General features: G+C 68.0%; 21 protein-coding genes. 8 read left to right on the top strand and 13 right to left on the bottom strand.

What is annotated here, in order from left to right:
- On the bottom strand, positions 1 to 509 hold a 509-nt coding region (locus E1285_RS35220), incomplete at its 3' end, for a nuclear transport factor 2 family protein (protein WP_132158917.1).
- Between the two features lie 160 nt (positions 510 to 669).
- On the opposite strand from E1285_RS35220, the gene E1285_RS35215 reads away from it, so the two are divergent.
- Complete coding sequence (locus tag E1285_RS35215) at positions 670 to 1,530, top strand: hypothetical protein (protein WP_132158916.1); 861 nt, start codon at positions 670 to 672, stop codon at positions 1,528 to 1,530.
- Between the two features lie 50 nt (positions 1,531 to 1,580).
- Here E1285_RS35215 and E1285_RS35210 read toward each other — a convergent pair whose 3' ends face one another.
- Positions 1,581 to 3,788, bottom strand: a complete 2,208-nt coding sequence (locus E1285_RS35210; RefSeq protein ID WP_132158915.1) for an MMPL family transporter — start codon at positions 3,786 to 3,788, stop codon at positions 1,581 to 1,583.
- A gap of 165 nt (positions 3,789 to 3,953) precedes the next feature.
- Between E1285_RS35210 and E1285_RS35205 the strand changes: the two genes are divergently transcribed.
- Positions 3,954 to 4,604, top strand: coding sequence for a TetR/AcrR family transcriptional regulator (locus tag E1285_RS35205; protein ID WP_132158914.1), 651 nt, complete (start codon positions 3,954 to 3,956; stop codon positions 4,602 to 4,604).
- Between the two features lie 61 nt (positions 4,605 to 4,665).
- On the opposite strand, the gene E1285_RS35200 is transcribed toward E1285_RS35205, so the two are convergent.
- From E1285_RS35200 to E1285_RS35190, 3 genes are all read right to left on the bottom strand, one after another.
- Positions 4,666 to 5,154 carry an MFS transporter gene (locus E1285_RS35200; protein ID WP_132158913.1) on the bottom strand — a complete coding sequence of 163 codons (489 nt, stop codon included), beginning with the start codon at positions 5,152 to 5,154 and terminating at the stop codon, positions 4,666 to 4,668.
- Positions 5,151 to 5,591 carry a nuclear transport factor 2 family protein gene (locus E1285_RS35195; protein WP_243723268.1) on the bottom strand — a complete coding sequence of 147 codons (441 nt, stop codon included), beginning with the start codon at positions 5,589 to 5,591 and terminating at the stop codon, positions 5,151 to 5,153. The genes E1285_RS35200 and E1285_RS35195 overlap by 4 nt, the downstream gene beginning before the upstream one ends.
- 118 nt (positions 5,592 to 5,709) lie before the next feature.
- Entirely contained in the window at positions 5,710 to 6,033 is a 324-nt protein-coding gene (locus E1285_RS35190; protein ID WP_132158911.1) for a hypothetical protein, read from the bottom strand.
- A gap of 694 nt (positions 6,034 to 6,727) precedes the next feature.
- Here E1285_RS35190 and E1285_RS35185 point away from each other — a divergent pair.
- On the top strand, positions 6,728 to 7,726 hold the full coding sequence (locus E1285_RS35185) for a HEAT repeat domain-containing protein (RefSeq protein ID WP_132158910.1): 999 nt from the start codon (positions 6,728 to 6,730) through the stop codon (positions 7,724 to 7,726).
- Between the two features lie 198 nt (positions 7,727 to 7,924).
- Here the strand turns inward: E1285_RS35185 and E1285_RS35180 are convergent, their stop codons facing one another.
- Together E1285_RS35180 and E1285_RS35175 are read right to left on the bottom strand one after the other, a co-directional pair.
- Positions 7,925 to 9,037, bottom strand: a complete 1,113-nt coding sequence (locus E1285_RS35180; protein ID WP_132158909.1) for an NAD(P)-binding domain-containing protein — start codon at positions 9,035 to 9,037, stop codon at positions 7,925 to 7,927.
- Between the two features lie 66 nt (positions 9,038 to 9,103).
- Entirely contained in the window at positions 9,104 to 9,439 is a 336-nt protein-coding gene (locus E1285_RS35175; protein ID WP_132158908.1) for a hypothetical protein, read from the bottom strand.
- A gap of 289 nt (positions 9,440 to 9,728) precedes the next feature.
- Here E1285_RS35175 and E1285_RS35170 point away from each other — a divergent pair, with 289 nt between their 5' ends.
- Complete coding sequence (locus E1285_RS35170; protein WP_132158907.1) at positions 9,729 to 10,322, top strand: TetR family transcriptional regulator; 594 nt, start codon at positions 9,729 to 9,731, stop codon at positions 10,320 to 10,322.
- A gap of 14 nt (positions 10,323 to 10,336) precedes the next feature.
- Positions 10,337 to 11,371 (top strand): NADP-dependent oxidoreductase, encoded by a 1,035-nt coding sequence (locus E1285_RS35165; RefSeq protein ID WP_132158906.1) that lies wholly within the window; start codon positions 10,337 to 10,339, stop codon positions 11,369 to 11,371.
- Positions 11,372 to 11,618: 247 nt separating this feature from the next.
- Here E1285_RS35165 and E1285_RS35160 read toward each other — a convergent pair whose 3' ends face one another.
- Together E1285_RS35160 and E1285_RS47775 are read right to left on the bottom strand one after the other, a co-directional pair.
- On the bottom strand, positions 11,619 to 11,792 hold the full coding sequence (locus E1285_RS35160; protein WP_132158905.1) for a DUF397 domain-containing protein: 174 nt from the start codon (positions 11,790 to 11,792) through the stop codon (positions 11,619 to 11,621).
- A 61-nt stretch (positions 11,793 to 11,853) separates the two neighbouring features.
- Positions 11,854 to 12,012: a DUF397 domain-containing protein gene (locus tag E1285_RS47775; RefSeq protein ID WP_243723267.1), complete on the bottom strand. Its 159-nt coding sequence runs from the start codon at positions 12,010 to 12,012 to the stop codon at positions 11,854 to 11,856.
- On the opposite strand from E1285_RS47775, the gene E1285_RS47770 reads away from it, so the two are divergent.
- Positions 11,975 to 12,292: a lasso peptide biosynthesis B2 protein gene (locus E1285_RS47770; protein ID WP_279510120.1), complete on the top strand. Its 318-nt coding sequence runs from the start codon at positions 11,975 to 11,977 to the stop codon at positions 12,290 to 12,292. The two genes, E1285_RS47775 and E1285_RS47770, sit on opposite strands and share 38 nt — an antisense overlap.
- 25 nt (positions 12,293 to 12,317) lie before the next feature.
- Positions 12,318 to 13,397, top strand: a complete 1,080-nt coding sequence (locus E1285_RS35145; protein ID WP_132158902.1) for a methyltransferase domain-containing protein — start codon at positions 12,318 to 12,320, stop codon at positions 13,395 to 13,397.
- A gap of 118 nt (positions 13,398 to 13,515) precedes the next feature.
- Here the strand turns inward: E1285_RS35145 and E1285_RS35140 are convergent, their stop codons facing one another.
- The 4 genes from E1285_RS35140 to E1285_RS35125 form a co-directional block, all read right to left on the bottom strand.
- Positions 13,516 to 14,487: a zinc-binding dehydrogenase gene (locus E1285_RS35140; RefSeq protein WP_132158901.1), complete on the bottom strand. Its 972-nt coding sequence runs from the start codon at positions 14,485 to 14,487 to the stop codon at positions 13,516 to 13,518.
- Positions 14,488 to 14,827: 340 nt separating this feature from the next.
- Entirely contained in the window at positions 14,828 to 15,007 is a 180-nt protein-coding gene (locus tag E1285_RS35135) for a DUF397 domain-containing protein (protein WP_132158900.1), read from the bottom strand.
- The gene (locus E1285_RS35130; RefSeq protein WP_132158899.1) at positions 15,007 to 15,192 is read right to left on the bottom strand and encodes a DUF397 domain-containing protein; all 186 of its coding nucleotides are present in this window, start codon (positions 15,190 to 15,192) and stop codon (positions 15,007 to 15,009) included. The genes E1285_RS35135 and E1285_RS35130 overlap by 1 nt, the downstream gene beginning before the upstream one ends.
- On the bottom strand, positions 15,189 to 15,998 hold the full coding sequence (locus E1285_RS35125; RefSeq protein ID WP_132158898.1) for a helix-turn-helix transcriptional regulator: 810 nt from the start codon (positions 15,996 to 15,998) through the stop codon (positions 15,189 to 15,191). The genes E1285_RS35130 and E1285_RS35125 overlap by 4 nt, the downstream gene beginning before the upstream one ends.
- Before the next feature lie 119 nt (positions 15,999 to 16,117).
- Here E1285_RS35125 and E1285_RS35120 point away from each other — a divergent pair.
- Positions 16,118 to 16,591: ATP-binding protein (locus E1285_RS35120; protein WP_207947044.1), on the top strand; the 474-nt coding region annotated here is incomplete at its 3' end.

Here is a 16,591-nt window from a genome sequence, read left to right as displayed (position 1 = left end):
CGCAGCTTGCGCTGGAGCCGGACCAATGGGTCGTCGCCGTCCCTGGTGCCGGACGGCCCCGCGGCCTCCTTGGGCCTCAGCCGTCCTGCGTCGGACCTGGTCCACTCCCGGACGGCCCACCGTTCGGCGATGGCCCACCGGCCGTCCCGCCGGGCCATGTGGTCGACGAACCGCACGCCGGTGGTGAAGTTCACGCGGGGATCGTCGGCGGGTTCCCCCCAGTGCACCGAGGTTCCGTACGTCTCGCTGATGGCGGTGTCGCCGAGCAGTTCGACCAGGTGGTTGGCGACGAGGTGCATCGTCCCGCCGAGCCGGGCGCGCAGCTTGGGCTCGACCCAGGCGATGTACTCGTCCAGGGTGCCGTCGAAGCCGGTGTGGTGGTCGATGGCGTCGGGGTGGTACGCCGACCGGACGAGGTCGAAGTCCAGCCGATCGATCCCGCGGCAGTACCGCAGGACGACGTCATGGATTTCCTGACGGTCGGACCACTCGCTCCACTGCACACCCATGGTCGCGAGCGTCCAACAATCACCGCCCGCCCACGACCCCCATCCCGCTCTGCGGGACGACCCGCCCGGCGACGCAAGGGCCAAGACCGGCCGCAGTGCAGGCTGTGCGTCGTGGGGTTTCGGGCATGCATCTCCTGCTGGCTCTGGTTCACTGCAATACATGGATTCTGAGGACTTGGAGCCGTTTCGTCCCTTTCGCTGGGATCTGGTGCGCCGTCAGCAGCTCGGTTCGCTGATGGACGCGTCCCCGGAACCTGACCTGTGGTTCCTCGACGAGCTGATCGACTGCTCGGCCAAGGTGCTGGCCCGGTGCGCCGACGGCGAGCTGTATTTCGTGGGCCGTTCCCCCGACAGCCTTTTCGACCTGCTCTCGGGCGCGCTGGCGGACAGCTCGTGGCGTGGGCGCCTGCACCTGCTCCCGTTCTCGCTGCGGTGGGGCGCCGAGGATCTCACCGGGCCTCTGGTGGCGCAGTTGCGAGCCAATCTGACCGCCGCGGGTCTGTCTCCTCACGAGCTGGCGCGCAAGGATCGCGCCGTGGTCTTCACCGATCTGGTCTCGGAGGGAGGCACCTTTGAGAGCCTCTACACGCTGCTGCGCGACTGGATCGACGACGAGCGCGCCCAGTGGGACGTCATCCGACGCAAACTGCGTTTCCTCGGCATCACCTGGCGCCAGAAGACCAGCCCGAAAACCTGGCGGTGGCAGCAGAAGTCGGATTGGACGGGCGAGCTGCCGCGTAAATCGATCACCAACATCTCGCTGGACGGCGAGGTGTGGGGCTACCTGGGCAACAGACAGGACAAGCTCACGGCCTCCTTCCACCAGCAGCGATGGTCCGAGCATTCGGTGAGACGGCCCCGCCATGACCAGGACGCCCGGCATGCGCTCGCGGAGGCCGTCGCGCTCGTCGAGACCGGCCGTACACGCGAGGTGCGGAACCGCCTGGCCCGTCACATCGCCGAGGAGCCCACCGTCTCGGAACGCTGGGTTCGCGCCCTCGTCTCCGAACTCTCCCGCTGACGGAAGCCGACCGGGAGGCGGACGCCCGCCCAACCGACGATGCGGGAAGGTCATGATGCGTGCTCCTTCGCGATGGGCGGGTCTGCGTGTTCCGGCCGTGATTCCAGGTTCAGCCTCGGCAGTCGCCGGGCCACGGCGGCGGGCATCCACCAGGCCCAGCGGCCCATCAGTTGCATCGCGGCCGGGACCACCAGGCAGCGGATGATGACGGCGTCGACGAAGATCGCGATGGCCATGCCGAATCCGATCTGCTGCAGGAGCCGCTGCGGGCTGAGCATGAACGCCCCGAAGATGAGGATCATGATCAGCCCGGCGGCCGTGATGACGGCACCGGTGTGCGCGAGGCCCTCCCGTACCGCGCTCTCATCACTGCCGGTCCGCTCGCGCTCCTCGTGGATCCGGGAGACGAGGAACACCTCGTAGTCCATCGAGAGCCCGAACACGATCGCGAACACCAGGACGGGGATGTACGCCTCGATCGGTGCCGGGTCGATGCCGAACAGCCCCTCCTGGAACACCAGGGTCATCGCGCCGAGCGCGGCTCCGATGCTGACGAGGTTCAGCACGGCCGCCTTGATCGGGATCAGTACCGATCGGAACATGGCCATCAGGATCAGCAGCGACACCCCGACGACGACCGCGATGAAGTACGGCATCCGTTCCGCGACCTTGCCGGCGTAGTCCTGCGTGGCGGCGGTCGCCCCGCCGACGGAGAAGTCCGCGCCGGTCCGATCCGACACCTCGGGCAGGACGTTCTCGCGGAGCGTGGTGACGAGGTCGGCGGTCGCCTCGTCCTGCGGGGCCGAGTCGGGGATGGCCAGGATGGTGGCGGCCCGGCCGTCCTCGCTGACCGTTGGTGGCGTCGTGGCCGCGATGCCCGCGGTTCCGGCGAGGACGCGTGAGGCCGCCTGCGCCGGCCGTTCGGCTCCGCTGCCGCCGCCGTCGACCGTGATGAGAAGCGGGCCGTTCACTCCTGGGCCGAAGCCCGCGGCGAGGAGGTCGTAGGCCTGGCGGCTCGTCGTGCCGGGCGGATCGTTCCCGGCGTCGGCGAAGCCCAGCCGCATGTTCAGCGCCGGAGCCGCGAGGACGCCGAGGACGGCGACGGCGATCACGATCGCCGGGACGGGGCGCCGCTGGACGGCGGTGGCGAGACGGCGCCATACCGCCCCCTCGGACCGGTCTGGATGCTTCGCGGCCCGTCTTGCCGCGCGCGCGGTGAACTGGCGGGCGAAGCGCCGGCCGAACAGGGCGAGCAGGGCGGGTAGCAGCGTCAGCGACGCGATCATGGTGGCGAGCACCGTGAGCGCGAGCGCCAGTGCCGACCCCTGCACCGAGCCCAGCCCGAGGGTCACCAGGCCCAGCAGCGCGACGATCACCGTCGTTCCGGCGAAGAAGACCGTCCGCCCGGCGGAGTCGATCGCCGTCGTCGCGGCCGCTTCCGGCGTCGTGCCCCGAAGGAGTTCGCCCCGATATCGCGCGAAGATCAGCAGGGCGTAGTCGATGCCGACGCCCAGCCCCACCAGCACCATGAGGTACTGGGTGTAGGAGGAGATCGTGAACGCGTGGGACGCCAGGATGACCATGCCGACGGCCGATCCGACCGCGAACAGCGCGGTGATGACCGGCAGGCCGGCCGCTATGACCGTGCCGAACATCAGTACCAGGATCACCAGGGCGGCCAGGATGCCGACCGTCTCGGCCGTGCCGGTCTCCCCTTCGGCCAGCAACCGGGCGGCTTCACCGCCCACCTCGACATCGAGGCCCTCCGCCTCGGCCGACTGCGCGGTGTCGACGACGCGCTGTACCTCATCGAGCGGCATGTCCTCCGACGCGACGTCGAGTACGGCCGTCGCGTAACCGACGGTGCCGTCCTGGGAGACCGTGAGCGGGCTCGCGTACGGGCTGCTCACACGATTGATGTGCGGCAAGGCCCCGACGTCGGCGAGCGCCGACCCGACCTCCTTCCGGACGGCGGGATCGCCCAGTCCGCCTTCGGAGTGGAAGACGATCTGCAGCGTGTCCCCGGCACGTCCGAACCCGTGCTCGGCCATCAGATCGGCCGCGTGCTGCGATTCCGTCCCCGGCAGGGACACGTCGTCGCGGTAGTCGTCGCCGGCCGCCGACGCGGCCACCCAGATGGCGGCCAGTACCGCGACCCACACGCCGAGCGCCGCGAGGCTGTGGCGCTGGGCGAACCGCGCGATCCGAACGAAAACGCCGGACCGCGTCGAATCACGTACCGCGCTACCGGCACGCATGGACGCGCTCCCGGGATCCTGAGCTCACCGCGGCTGTCCGGCGCGGCGTTGACGCCGTCAGCCGGCGGGCGGCGCGGATGGAAGGGTGGTGCACGAAGCAGCAAGAATCTGTCATGCGCATACTCTATTCATTAGAAGATGTGTAAAGTCAACCGGAGTCCAGTCATGCCCGATGAGCCCAAGAAGCGCCGCTACGACTCGCTCCGGCGGGAAACACAGGCGCTGGAGACCCGCGCCGAGATCGCACGAGCCGCGCGCAGGCTCTTCGTCGCACAGGGCTGGGCCGTAACGACGGTCCGCGATGTCGCCCGCGAGGCCGGTGTCTCCGCGCCGACGGTCTACGCCACCTACAAGAACAAGACCGGCCTGACCCGCGCACTCGCCGACGCCGCCGACCTCTCGGCCGACCCTGCGCAGATGCTCGCGGAGCTCGAAGACCCGGCCGCCGACCCCGCGGACCAGCTCGCCGCCATGGCCTCCTTCGACCGCCGCCTCTACGAACGCGCCGGCGACATCATCGCCCTGATCCGCGACGCCGGCCGCAGCGAACCCGAACTCGCCGCCATCTACACCAACGGACGCCGAGCCGCGGACGAGAACAGACGGCAAGTGTTCGAATCCTGGCCGCACGGATCACTGCGCGACGGCCTGGACCTGCGGACAGCGATCGACATCTACGCCGCCATGTGCAACATCGACGCCTACTCCACCTTCATCAACGAACGCCGATGGACGCCCGACCAGGTCGAACAGTGGTGGCGAGCCGCACTCCCACGCGAACTGCTCGACCCCGACCGCCCGCGCCCCCAACCGTGACCACCCCAGATGCCGCCGTCGACCGCCCTTCTCAGCGGACCCGCGCGGGGACGCGACCGGGTCATCCGGGTGCGTCCGTGACGGCCATGCGGGTTCTGGCCGTCCGCGCCATGAGGAAGTCGATGGCGAACACGATCGCGGCCGCCACGGTGAGACCCGCCGCGACCACGGGCAGGGCCCTGGCGTCCCATCCGGTCAGGATCGCGCCGCCGAGGCCGCCGGCGAGCGCCGAACCCAGGTACATGGCCGAGGAGTTCAACGAGATCGCCACGGTGGCGGCCTTGGGCGCCGCCCGCAGGAGGCGGGCCTGCTGGGGGACCGAGACCATCCAGGCGGCCACGGCCCACACGCCCACTGCAACATAGGCGCCGGCCAGGTTCCGGGCGATCAGGTCGAACATCAGGAGCGAGACGGTGATCCACGCGAGCACGCCGCCGAGGATGCGGTCGGCGCCGAAGCGGTCGACGAGTTCGGCGGTCCCGGCCTCGGCCTCCCACGCCGGACGCCTGCCTGACAGCGCCACGATCGGCGAGCTGATCCCAACTTTCACGCGCTTGCCTCCGTTTCCCGCAGCTTGCGCTGGAGCCGGACCAATGGGTCGTCGCCGTCCCTGGTGCCGGACGGCCCCGCGGCCTCCTTGGGCCTCAGCCGTCCTGCGTCGGACCTGGTCCACTCCCGGACGGCCCACCGTTCGGCGATGGCCCACCGGCCGTCGCGCCGGGCCATGTGGTCGACGAACCGCACGCCGGTGGTGAAGTTCACGCGGGGATCGTCGGCGGGTTCTCCCCAGTGCACCGAGGTTCCGTACGTCTCGCTGATGGCGGTGTCGCCGAGCAGTTCGACCAGGTGGTTGGCGACGAGGTGCATCGTCCCGCCGAGCCGGGCGCGCAGCTTGGGCTCGACCCAGGCGATGTACTCGTCCAGGGTGCCGTCGAAGCCGGTGTGGTGGTCGACGGCGTCGGGGTGGTACGAACACCGCTTACCCACGGCCCACATCCCGCTCTGCGGGACGGCTCACCTGGTGGGCCAGGTTGAGCGCATGGCAGGAGGACGGGCCGTCGGAGCCGAGAGCCCATCAGGTTGGGCTCCAGCTGGATGTCTGATGTCACATGTTGCTCAGCGCGGCGAACATGATCATTACAGCGCAGAAGAATCCGCCGGCGAGAACGACTCCCGACGCCGCGAGAGCAAGACCCGGTCGGAGAAGGTGGCGGACCACCAGATAGGCCACTGCGACGGCCAAGAACACGGCCACGGAAAGGTAGAGCACGATCAGCGACATCCCTCCCACAAGGACGGTGGTGATCAGCGTTACCACCACCCTTGCTCCACCCTGGAAGTCCCGGCCGACGAGCGGGTAGGTGACCGCCCCGGCGAAAACGGCGCAGCCGGCAACCATCGCAAGGATGGTCAGAGTCTCTGAACTCACGGTGGTCCTCGTCCCTATCGGGTGAAACACGGTCGGCTCTTGAGTTCGATTCGAGTTCGAGCCAGAAAGTTCGATCACGTAGTGGACGGCCCGCCCTCCCACTCGGGTTCGCTGCGCGTCCAGGTGCCGGTGGCGTTGATGAAGACGAGGACGCCCGGTGTGCGCTGGCGGAAGTGGTCGCGCCCAGACGCCCACCGGTACGAGCAGGAGTTACCGGCCCCACGTCTGAGGATCCGTACGGCGGCCGGCTTGCCGAATATCATCAGCGAGTCGTCCGCTGGTCTCCGGCCAACTCCAGGGCAGACTGTCTGCGGACACTTTCTGCCATTGTCAGTCAAGGTAAAGCCGGAAGTATTTGCTGCGATTGACTCGCTCACCTAGGTGATGGACGTCTCGTAGACCAGCAGAGAACGATATTCGTCATCGACGATCGGCGTGTCGACGATAACTGCGTCAACCTATGCGAAGTAAGCAAGCAGTACTCGCGTACTGTATGCGCTGCATAGCTTTCGGGAGGGATCGGCCAGAAGGGGATCTCCGGGACGCACAGCAGCCTCGCAGCCGGTCCGAGTTGCCCTCTGAAGTCGCGGTTCCCGGGCCTGCGCTCCTGGGGACGGCGGCCCGGGCCGGTCTAGCCAGGTGCGGTGAACACGCGCGCTTCGCGGCGCATCGTGGTATCTGGACATTCATGCTGTTGCGTCGAACCAGGAAGCTCGCCCTCGAATACAGGATGTGGCACGAGCACAGGGCCCCCGAGGGCACGGGCCTCGACCCGGCGGACGTCCATCGCCGCATGGGCTCGCTGAGGAAGGGCCTGCTCGGCCCGGTGGCGGCGGCGAGCGCCCTGCGGGACGCGGCCGTCATCGTTGACGCCGAGGCCGCCGCGTGCGTCGAGACCATTAAGCGGATCGACACCGAATACGGCACCGTGTTCCGCCGCGTGGCCTACGTCTCCGGCGAATACCTCGCGCCCTACGAGCACCTCCTCGTCGCCCGCGACGGGCTCGCGCGATCCCGCAGGCTCGCACCGCAACTACGCTCCCTCGCCGGACGCTACGAACGGCGCGCCCAGCGGCGCCCGTCGGCGTTCGGTGCGTTCCGACGGCCCCACGTCGCGACACTCAAGGAGGCCGGCGACACCAAACGGCTGCTGCGCGCACTGGGCCACAAAGACGACGAGATCTGCGGCCGCGCGGCCACGGCACTGTCCGATCTTCATGTGACCGAAGCGGTCGAACCCCTGCTCGCGATCCTGGACGGCAGGCGCCCGGGCGGCGGCGAGCCTAGTAAGAAGGTGCGAGGCAGCGTAGTGGCGGCTTTGACCGCTTTCCACGAGCCTCGCGTCGCCGACGCGTTGCTGCGCTACGCGTATGAGCATGCTGATGACTACGACGACTTCGGGGCACTGTCCGGGCTGGTGCAGATGGGGGACGCGCGGGCACTGGAACCTCTCGCCGCCCATCTGCCCGGCGGCAATCTTCCGAACTACGCCGTCCGGCTGCTCGCCGACCTGGGCGACCCACGCGCGATCCCGATCCTGCGCGACTTCATCGGCGAACTCGAAAGACGCAGGCCGCCAGAGGGAGCGTCCCTCCGGCTCCGCGACCTCGACCTCAAGGCCGCCCGCACAGCCCTGGCCCGCCTCGATCCCGAGCACCACCCTCCACAGGACGACAACCGCGCCGAACCGTGATCGTCAGGGCCCGCACGGTGGCCAGTTGAGAGCTCGTGACCGAGGCGGCGGCGCCGGCAGCGGGCCCAGGTAGGGCAGCACGGTGAATCCGGCGCATTGGACGATGATCGCTGCGGTCAGCAGACGGCGCCGGTCCACGGTCACGGTGATTGCCGCGAGGACGGGAGCCAATACCGTCGGCGGCGTGGGCCTCGTCCTTCACGCTGGAAGAGCGGAGACTTCCGTGGGCGCAGGGTTGGCCAGGATCGAGATCACCGCGTCCCGGCCCGCGCGGTTGGCGCCGATCGTCGACTGCGACGGGCCGTAGCCGATGACGAACAGGCGTGGCTCGTCCAGCGATCTGCCGTTCGCGACGCGGATTCCGCCGTGCTGGGTGCGCAGTCGCAGGGGAGCGAGGTGCTTGAGCTCAGCCCGGAATCCGGTCGCCCACAGGATGACGTCGGCGGGTTCGAACGAGCCGTCCGGCATGCGGACGCCATGCTCCTCGATGCGGGTGAACATCGGATGCCGCACCAGCACGCCCCGCTCGTCGGCCCGCTCGGTCCACGGCGTGCGGATCATCCCCGTCACGCGCACAATGCTCTGCGGAGGCAGTCCCTCGCGGACGCGCTCTTCCGCGCGGGCGAGCGCCTCGACGATGGTGGGGGTGGCCAGCCCGTCCTTCCACTCGGGTTCGGTGCGCGTCACCCACAACGTGTCGGCGACGCGCGAGATCTCTTCGAGCAGTTGCGTCGCCGAGATCCCCGCACCGACGATCACGACGCGCTTGCCCGCGAACTCCTCGGCCGACACGTAGTCGCGGACGTGGAGCTGACGCCCGCGAAAGCTCTGCATACCGGGGTAGTGCGGCCAGTGCGGGCGCGTCCAGGTACCGGTGGCGTTGATGACGTGGCCGGCGGACCACGTCCCGGAATCCGTCTCGACGATAAGTGGGCTGTCCGCGTCGGCGCCGTCCGCGCTCGTGGCGCGCCGCACGGCACGCACGCGCACGGGACGCTGCACATCGAGAGCGAAGCGCTGCTCGTAGTCGCCGAAGTAGGCGGGCAGGACGTCGCGGCTGCTGGCCTCCGGATCCGCGGGCGGCACGGGGAATCCCGGCAGCTCGTAGATGCCGTTGACCGTCGCCATTTTCAGCGAGGCCCAGCGGTGCTGCCATGCACCCCCGGGCCCGTCTTCCGAATCCAGTACCACGAACGTCCGATCGGCCACCGAGGCTCGGGTGATGGGAACGAACTCGCGCCGCTGCAGGTGATAGGCCGCAGACAGCCCCGCCTGCCCGGCACCGATCACGAGAACATCGACCGACCGCATGCCTGTTGCAACCCGCAAGGCGAGAAGACCATTCCAGTCGCGATCAGGTCAGTCGCGATCCAAAGCTCAGCTCACTTTGCGAGTCCGGGCCGCCCGCTGCCGACTGCTCCTCACAGGCGCGGCCTTCCCTTCCGCCACGAACCTCTCGTGCTGCTGCCACCCCTGAAGCCATTTCCACCCGGTTCCCAGAGCCGCCGTGGTGGCCGCCACCATGAACGTGGTCACCTGCGTCTCGTCCAAATGGGCCCCAGGGACGAGCTGCGCCACCACTCCGGCCAGCCATCCGGCCGCCACCGCGAAGACGGGCGTGAACAAGGCGACTCCACGCCCCAACCACGACGCCTCACCGTCCGGCTCTTGGCCCTCGATGCCTTCGGTCGGAAGACCCTCTTCGTCCACCATGAACACACTCCCGGTCGGGGACGGCAGGCACCTTCGGGGGACGGCCCGCCGCCTTATGGACTCGCCCACCCAAGAGTCCTGCGCGGTCCGTTCGCCGGGCGGCAGAAGACCTACATCGGCCACCTCGCCAAAGCTGTTTACACGCAGTCCCAGTAGAAACGCCCTTCGCGCGCCCGTCGGCCTTGGCCAGTGACCGGGTGAGCGCGCCGACAGCAGTGCCACCCCGGAGACGGTCGCCACAACTTCACATACGGCAATGTATTCGGATACTGTGACGTATCCTTAATCCATGCCACGGGAGACGCGCGCCGAGCGGCGCCAGCGAACACGTGAGGAACTCGTCGCGTCGGCGATGCGGCTGTTCGCGGAGCGCGGGGTCGCTTCGACCTCGGTCGAGGCCATCGCGGAGGCGGCGGGATACAGCCGTGGCGCCTACCACAGCAACTTCGAGACGAGGGACGAGATTCTCGACTCCGTTGTCGCTCGCGTGGTCGGGATCCTGGAACCGGAACTCCTCGCCACACTTCGCGGCCAGGGCAGCGTCCTGGAGCGGTTCGCGGCGTACATCCGCGGATTCCTTCAGTACTGCGCGCGGCGGCCGATGGAAACGCGCGCCCTGATCGCCGTCATCGCCCACCGCACGACAGCGGCGGCGCCTGTCTATGACGAGCTTGTGAGGGCGTCCCTGTCCGATGTCGTCGCGCTGCTGGAGGAAGGGCAGCGCAACGGCGAGCTGCGTCCATTCGACCCCGTCATGATGGCCGGGATCATCCGCCGCACCCTCGACGCCGAAGGGCTGCGCGTCGCACACGGCGCTCCCGTGGAAGCCGTCTCCGCCGAGCTGATCGCGACCTTCGGCCGAGCGACGCGCTCGGCCCTTTGAAAGAGGCTGAACCCATGTCCACCCGCACCTTCCGCCAGCTGGTGCTGCGAGAACGTCCCACCGCCGGCATCACCCCCGGCACGTTCGCCGAGCAGACCCTGCCCGTGCCCACGCTCGACGACGGTGAAGCCCTGGTCGAGGTCGTCTGGCTCGGGATCGACGCCACGCAGCGCACGTGGCTCAACCCCGGCACCACTTACACGGCTCCGGTCGGGATCGGCGACGTGATGCGCGGCAGCGGTGTCGGGCGCGTGGTGGCCTCCCGGAATCGGACGCTGCCCGAAGGCCAGTGGGTCTACGGCGACCTGGGCTGGCGGGAGTACGTCGTGGCACGCGACGGCGGCCTGTTCGGTGTCAATCCGGTGCCGGACGGAATCGACCCGCGTCACATGCTCACCGTCTTCGGCGTGAGCGGCCTGACGGCATTCATGGGGATGTCCCGCGTGCTCGACGTCGCGGCCGGAGACACGGTCCTGGTCACGGGCGCGGCCGGCAGCGTCGGCTCCCTGGCCGGGCAGATGGCTCGCCTCCTCGGTGCCCGGGTCATCGGCACCGCCGGCTCGGCCGAGAAGGTCGCCTGGGTGAAGGACGTCGCGGGATTCGACGCCTGCGTGGACTACCGCGCCGACAACGTCCCGGACGCGTTGCGCGACTTCGCCCCCGACGGCCTCACCGCCGTCTTCGACAATGTGGGCGGCATACTCCTGGAGAACGCCCTCGACCACCTCGCCGTCCATGCGCGCATCGCACTATGCGGATCGATCTCGTCGGGCTACACGGCCGCGGGATATGGTGCGGGCCCCGCCAACTACATGCAACTCGCGTTCCGACGAGCCCGCATGGAGGGCTTCATCTTCCTCGACCACCAATCCGACTTTCCCGCAGCACTCTCCCGCATCGCGGCTTGGATAGCGGCAGGTGATCTGCACTGGGCCGAGGACGTCACCGACGGCCTCACCAACGCCCCCACCGCCCTGCAACGCCTCTTCGACGGCGCCAACCTCGGCAAACAACTCGTCCGAGTGAACACCGAAACACAGCCTGCCTGAATCAGAAGTCCCGGTGCGCCCAGCCGACTCCGCAGCGCCAGCACGTCCAAGTACGCGCCCAAGGCCATCGCTCCGCCCAGGATCGGCCGTCCCCAGCGCGCTGAACACCATAGGCCCGCACGGAGAAGGCGTAACACCAGGCAGCGCTGCCGCGCAGCGGCATCCAGCATGCGCCGGGCCCGTGCTCTCGATCCGCCGGACGAGGGTCGCGAAGTTCCTGTGTGCGAGAGGTGAGGTGCCGCCTGCCTCACACGATGTCTTTGACACGCTGAATCAGTGCCGCGAACTGCTCGGCCGTGAGCGAAAGGTGGCCGTCACCTGGACGTTTGCTGTCACGCACGCCGATGGTGCCGGGAAGCTGGGCAACCTCTACGCATTGGGAAGTGGTCCCGTCCGAGGAATGACTGCTCTTCCGCCACATCGGGGTTGTCACTTCAAAGTCGCCCCCCCATGCCGAGCCGTCAGTCCAAGCCCTTGATGCGCTAAACGAGCTTCTTGAATGCCTTGGACGCGCGGGCGAGGTGGCCGCCCTCGGGGTACTTGCTGTCGCGCACGCCGATGACGTTCGAGAGCTCGGCGACCTCAACACAATCTCGACCTGGGGTGCTCTTGCTGCTCCTACGCCATCCGCAGGGCGTCACCGGGTCCACCGCGGTGGAACCCCATACTGGTCGCCACGATCGTCGGAGAAAGGGCAGTCATAGGCAGATCATGTCACGCTTGCCGCTTCGACCACGGCCGACGGGAGAGAACTCCTTGGCCGCGTTCATCTTGCTCGCTCTGCGTCGCCGAAGCGTCGACTGGTGCGTCGGCTGCCGCTTCATGCCCGCCGAGTCTCACGCCTGGATCCAGATCGAAGGCCAGCCGGTGGGGGAGCCTGACCCACCTGACCGGCCGTTTCGCGTTACCGTCCAGATCTGAGCCCGATTGAACACCCGGGAGTACCGTGTCCAACACCGTCGTTGCCGATGACGCTGTAGCCAAGGCCGCCGCAGCCGTCTCCCGCGACCACTACGTCGACCATCCCCGGCTCGGCCGCGTCCCTCAGGTCACCGCCCAGGTCGCCATCGAACGCGACCTGCGGCGCCTGGACATCCAGCCCGGCCAGCGGGTCCTGGAGCTCGGCACCGGAACCGGCCTGACCGGGGGACTGCTCGCCGAACTCGTCGGCGCTGAGGGACACGTAGTCTCGATCGACATCGCGCCCGACCTCACGCAGCGGGCCGCCACACTGCATGACGAACGCGGCGTCAGCAATCTCACTCTTCTCTGCCGCGACGGCCATCGTGGTGCCCCTGAGCACGGTCCCTACGATGTGATCGTCGCCTGGTGCACGCCTACCCACATCCCGCAAGCCTGGATTGATCAAGCTGCCCCCGGTGGCTTGGTGTCCACACCGATTTACCTCGCCGAAGTCGCCCGCGCCGTCGGCCATGTCCGCGCCACCGTCAACACTGCCGGAGACCTCGTCGATCCGCGGCTCGGACAAGCCGTCTACGTCGACATGGGCGAGGAGATCAACACGACTCTCGGTGTTCCCCTGTTCTACATCGACGCCGAAGACCGTGCAGACAACGGTGACCGGGCGTGGGTCAGCGTGGCGTGGCGTGGTCGCTACGAGGGGCACGATCCCGCAGCCACCCTTGCCATGCTCCGACGCCCTGACCACCACACCGAGCCCGTCCCACTGGGCGACACCGAGGAACAGCGGGCCTTGGCCTGGCGCGACTTCCGCTCCTACAGCGCCGCTCGCGACGCCGCCCATCCCGTCTCAAGCCTCACCTACTTCGGCACCTCCGGCACGACGTGGGAGTCGGGCATCGGATTCTCCAGCGGCAACAATGCCGCCCTTCTTATGGCCGACGGGCACCTCCGCGCCAACAAACCTGATTCGCCCGCCCTCACCAAGCTCCGCGACTACTACGAGAGCTGGCAGGACGCCGGACGCCCCGGCCTCGACGACCTGACCGCCACGCTCCACCAGACCGCAACCGGCTGGCAGGTACGCACCGCCCTCCAGGACTGACGGCTACTCCACAGGCCCGCACGCTGTGTCACACAACCGTCGACTACCCGAAGCATTCGAAGGCACGGGAGCGGGTCAACGGCTTTCAGCCGGGTCGACGCTCTTGGCGCGGAGTCCGTTAGATCAGCAGCAGGGTCTTGCCTATGGCGGTACGGTTCTCGATCTCGGCGTGTGCGTCGGCAGCGCGTTCCAGCGGGAAGGTCTGCCCGATGACCGGCCGGACGAGGCCCGCAGCGGCCTGGGACATCATCTGGTCCGCCCAGCGCGTCACGTTCGGCCCGAAATCGAAGAGCTGCTCAATGCCGAGGACATCCACGTCCCTGGAACGCGCCTCTGCGGGGTCGATGCTCGTGACCTCGCCGCTGGAGGCGCCGTGCACCGAGAACCGTCCGCCGCGAGCCGTCACCTCGAACGCGGCCCGCCCGATCTGCCCGCCGACTCCGTCGAACACCACATCGGGTCCTGCGCCGCCAGTCGCTTCGAGCACTCGCTTGGTCCACACCGTTTCGGTGTAGTCGACCGCGAGGTCGGCGCCCAGTTCCCTGATCAGGCCGAGCTTGCGTTCCCCGCGGGCGGCTCCAACGACTCGGGCGTCCGCCGCGTGGGCGAGTTGCACCAGCAGGCTGCCGACACCGCCGGCCGCCGCCTCGACCAGCACCCAGCCACCGGCCCTGATGTCGGCGTTCTCGGCCAGTCCCTGCGCGGTGCTGCCATCACTGTGCAGCGCGACCGCCTCCGGTAGGCCCAGCCCGTCCGGCACCGGAAAGAGCTCCTTCGCTTCGGCCACCGCCCGCTCGGCGAAACCACCGGTTTCTCCGATTCCGGCGATGACCCGCCGCCCGAGCCAAGCCTGATCCACCCCCGGCCCGACGGAACCTACCTGTCCAGCCACCAGACCGCCCGGCACGTACGGCAACGACGGCTTGGCATGCCACTGGTCGACGCCCCGCCGGATCTGTGTCTCGACGAACGTCATGCCCGCGACCGCCACATCGACCACGACCTGGCCCGCCCCGGCCACCGGATCCGGCGCCTCACCCGGCACCAGCACCTCGGGCCCTCCGAAGCGAACTACCTCAACCACCCGCATACCGCCGAACTCCTATCCACTGGCGAACGTGGATCCCAAGCATGCGGCCTCAACCAGACTTGAGGTCAACGCGCCCGTTCAGCCTGCTGGCGACCGACATGATGTCGCAGAAGTATCCGGGCGTGGTCGGACGAGTAGGCCGCCGTGGCCACGAGTCAACCAGCGTCCTCGGCCCGCCCGGGCTTCCATCCCGAGCAGCGTTTTGACGCCGATGATGGCGGACGGCCAGGGGCGTGATGGGCTGAAACGCTTCTTCACCAGCGTTAAAGGGCATCGCCCGAGTGTTTCTACCTGCATGGTCAGAGACCAAGTAGCCCAGCCCGCCCGCCGCGCCGAGCCGTCAGTCCAAGCCCTTGATGCGCTGGACCAGCTTCGCGAATGCCTCGGACGTAAGGGCGAGGTGGCCGCCCTCGGTGTTCTTGCTGTCGCGTACGCCGATGACGTCCGAGAGTGCAGCGACCTCGACGCATTCGCCGCCCTGGTTGGTGCTCCTACTGCTCTTGCGCCATACGACGGTCATCACATGGTGGTCCTGATGTGTTGGACGAGGGCCGCGAACTGCTCAGCCGTGAAGGAAATATGCACGTCACCTGGCCGCTTGCTGTCACGGACACCGATGCTTTGAGCGAGTCGCGCGACCTCTACGCACTCGCCTGAAGTCCCCTGAGTCGACCGACTGCTCTTACGCCAGGTGGGGGGATTCATGTGAAGCTCTCCATCAGTTGCTCGATCAGGCGTCGTGAAGAGTCTACGGGCAGTGCCACCGCGCCGATGCGATCGAACCTCAGCTTCAGGCCGCGAACCTCCGCTGCCTCGAGGACCAGCCTGCCCCCATTGGGCGCCTCGACAAAGCCCACCTCCCCTTGCTTGACAGTGATGATCTTGAAGGGGCCGTCCAGCCCCTCGTGCGCGCCCGCGCTCTTGGGGACGATGCGCAGGAACACGTTGGGCCGCATGGAGAGCTCGAGTAGATAGGCGAGTTGCTCTCTCATCACCTCGGCACCGCCGACCGGTATGTCGATCACGCTCTCCGAGAGCAGCACCCAAAGCTCGGGGGGAATCTTGCGATCGAGGACATTCTGGCGAGCCATTCGCTTTTTGAGGTCGTCCTCAAGATATGGATTTCGTCCAGACTCGAGGAGAGCACGGGCATAGCCGGGAGTTTGGAAGAGGGCCGGTATGAGCTGGCCGTCGTAGTTGTGGATCCGCTCCGCGCGTGCTTCGAACTCCGTGAAGTTCTTGAACCAGGTGGGATCGTGACCTTGGCGGGCGTACCAAACCATGATCGAGAAGTGGTTGCCGGTGTTCCAGGCCTCGTCCAGGACGGCGGCCTGCTTCTCCTCCAGCTTGGCCTCGCCGTTCTCCAGTCTGGAAATTGAGGAACGAGCACAGTTGAGCAGCCTCGCCACGGCATCTCCCGTGAGCCCGCGCTGCATGCGGTGGAACCGCAGCGAGTAGGCGATCCACGCCCACATCGATGATCGCGCGTCTGGAGACTCGTTGATGTTCATGTCTCTGCCTCTCTTGCGGCGAAGTTCCAGGACTTCTCGGGAACAAGAAAAGGTTAGGTCAAGAGGTGCACGCTGTGACGCGAAGAAAGAAACTTCTGACCTGCAAGGAGAGGTCCAAAATGGCGCAGATAGTGCAGTCCGGACATATGACTATCGGCCACGCCGCCGATATAGCGCTGGGAGGCATGTGCGCGTGGCGCCTTCCAGCCGACGCAAGTTGCGCCTCGGTCGCTCGCTCCCTCCTCAGCATCGCCATGACGACGCTCGGTCTGGACCGTGACACGACCGACGATGCGACGCTGGCCGCCAGCGAACTCGCCACGAACGCCCTGACGCACGCCAGCCCCAGCACCTCAACCGTCCCGCCCGAACTCTGGGTCTGGGCTAGGGCCACTCCGACACCGCAACTGGTGATATCGGTCTTCGATGCCTGCCGCTCGTCCTGGCCAGACACCACTCCCAAGGACCTGCTGGACGACCACGGCAGAGGCATCGGAATCGTCGCTCTCCTCGCCGAAGCCTGGGGCGCACACCCCTCCCGCTCGATCTGCACCGGAGGCGCACAAGGCAAGGCCGTCTGGGCGGCCTTCCCC

It is taken from the genome of Actinomadura sp. 7K507, from assembly GCF_004348425.1.
Lineage (GTDB): Bacteria > Actinomycetota > Actinomycetes > Streptosporangiales > Streptosporangiaceae > Spirillospora.
Note: the sequence above shows the minus strand (reverse complement) of the source record. Positions and strands in the feature narration are given on the sequence as shown.

Coding starts and splice junctions, on each gene's coding strand:
- E1285_RS35205 (WP_132158914.1), top strand. CDS start 3,954: ATGCCCGATGAGCCCAAGAAGCGCCGCTACGACTCGCTCCGGCGGGAA.
- E1285_RS35125 (WP_132158898.1), bottom strand. CDS start 15,998: ATGAACATCAACGAGTCTCCAGACGCGCGATCATCGATGTGGGCGTGG.
- E1285_RS35135 (WP_132158900.1), bottom strand. CDS start 15,007: ATGACCGTCGTATGGCGCAAGAGCAGTAGGAGCACCAACCAGGGCGGC.
- E1285_RS35140 (WP_132158901.1), bottom strand. CDS start 14,487: ATGCGGGTGGTTGAGGTAGTTCGCTTCGGAGGGCCCGAGGTGCTGGTG.
- E1285_RS35130 (WP_132158899.1), bottom strand. CDS start 15,192: ATGAATCCCCCCACCTGGCGTAAGAGCAGTCGGTCGACTCAGGGGACT.
- E1285_RS35170 (WP_132158907.1), top strand. CDS start 9,729: ATGCCACGGGAGACGCGCGCCGAGCGGCGCCAGCGAACACGTGAGGAA.
- E1285_RS35210 (WP_132158915.1), bottom strand. CDS start 3,788: ATGCGTGCCGGTAGCGCGGTACGTGATTCGACGCGGTCCGGCGTTTTC.
- E1285_RS35165 (WP_132158906.1), top strand. CDS start 10,337: ATGTCCACCCGCACCTTCCGCCAGCTGGTGCTGCGAGAACGTCCCACC.
- E1285_RS35175 (WP_132158908.1), bottom strand. CDS start 9,439: ATGGTGGACGAAGAGGGTCTTCCGACCGAAGGCATCGAGGGCCAAGAG.
- E1285_RS35180 (WP_132158909.1), bottom strand. CDS start 9,037: ATGCGGTCGGTCGATGTTCTCGTGATCGGTGCCGGGCAGGCGGGGCTG.
- E1285_RS35215 (WP_132158916.1), top strand. CDS start 670: ATGGATTCTGAGGACTTGGAGCCGTTTCGTCCCTTTCGCTGGGATCTG.
- E1285_RS35160 (WP_132158905.1), bottom strand. CDS start 11,792: ATGTGGCGGAAGAGCAGTCATTCCTCGGACGGGACCACTTCCCAATGC.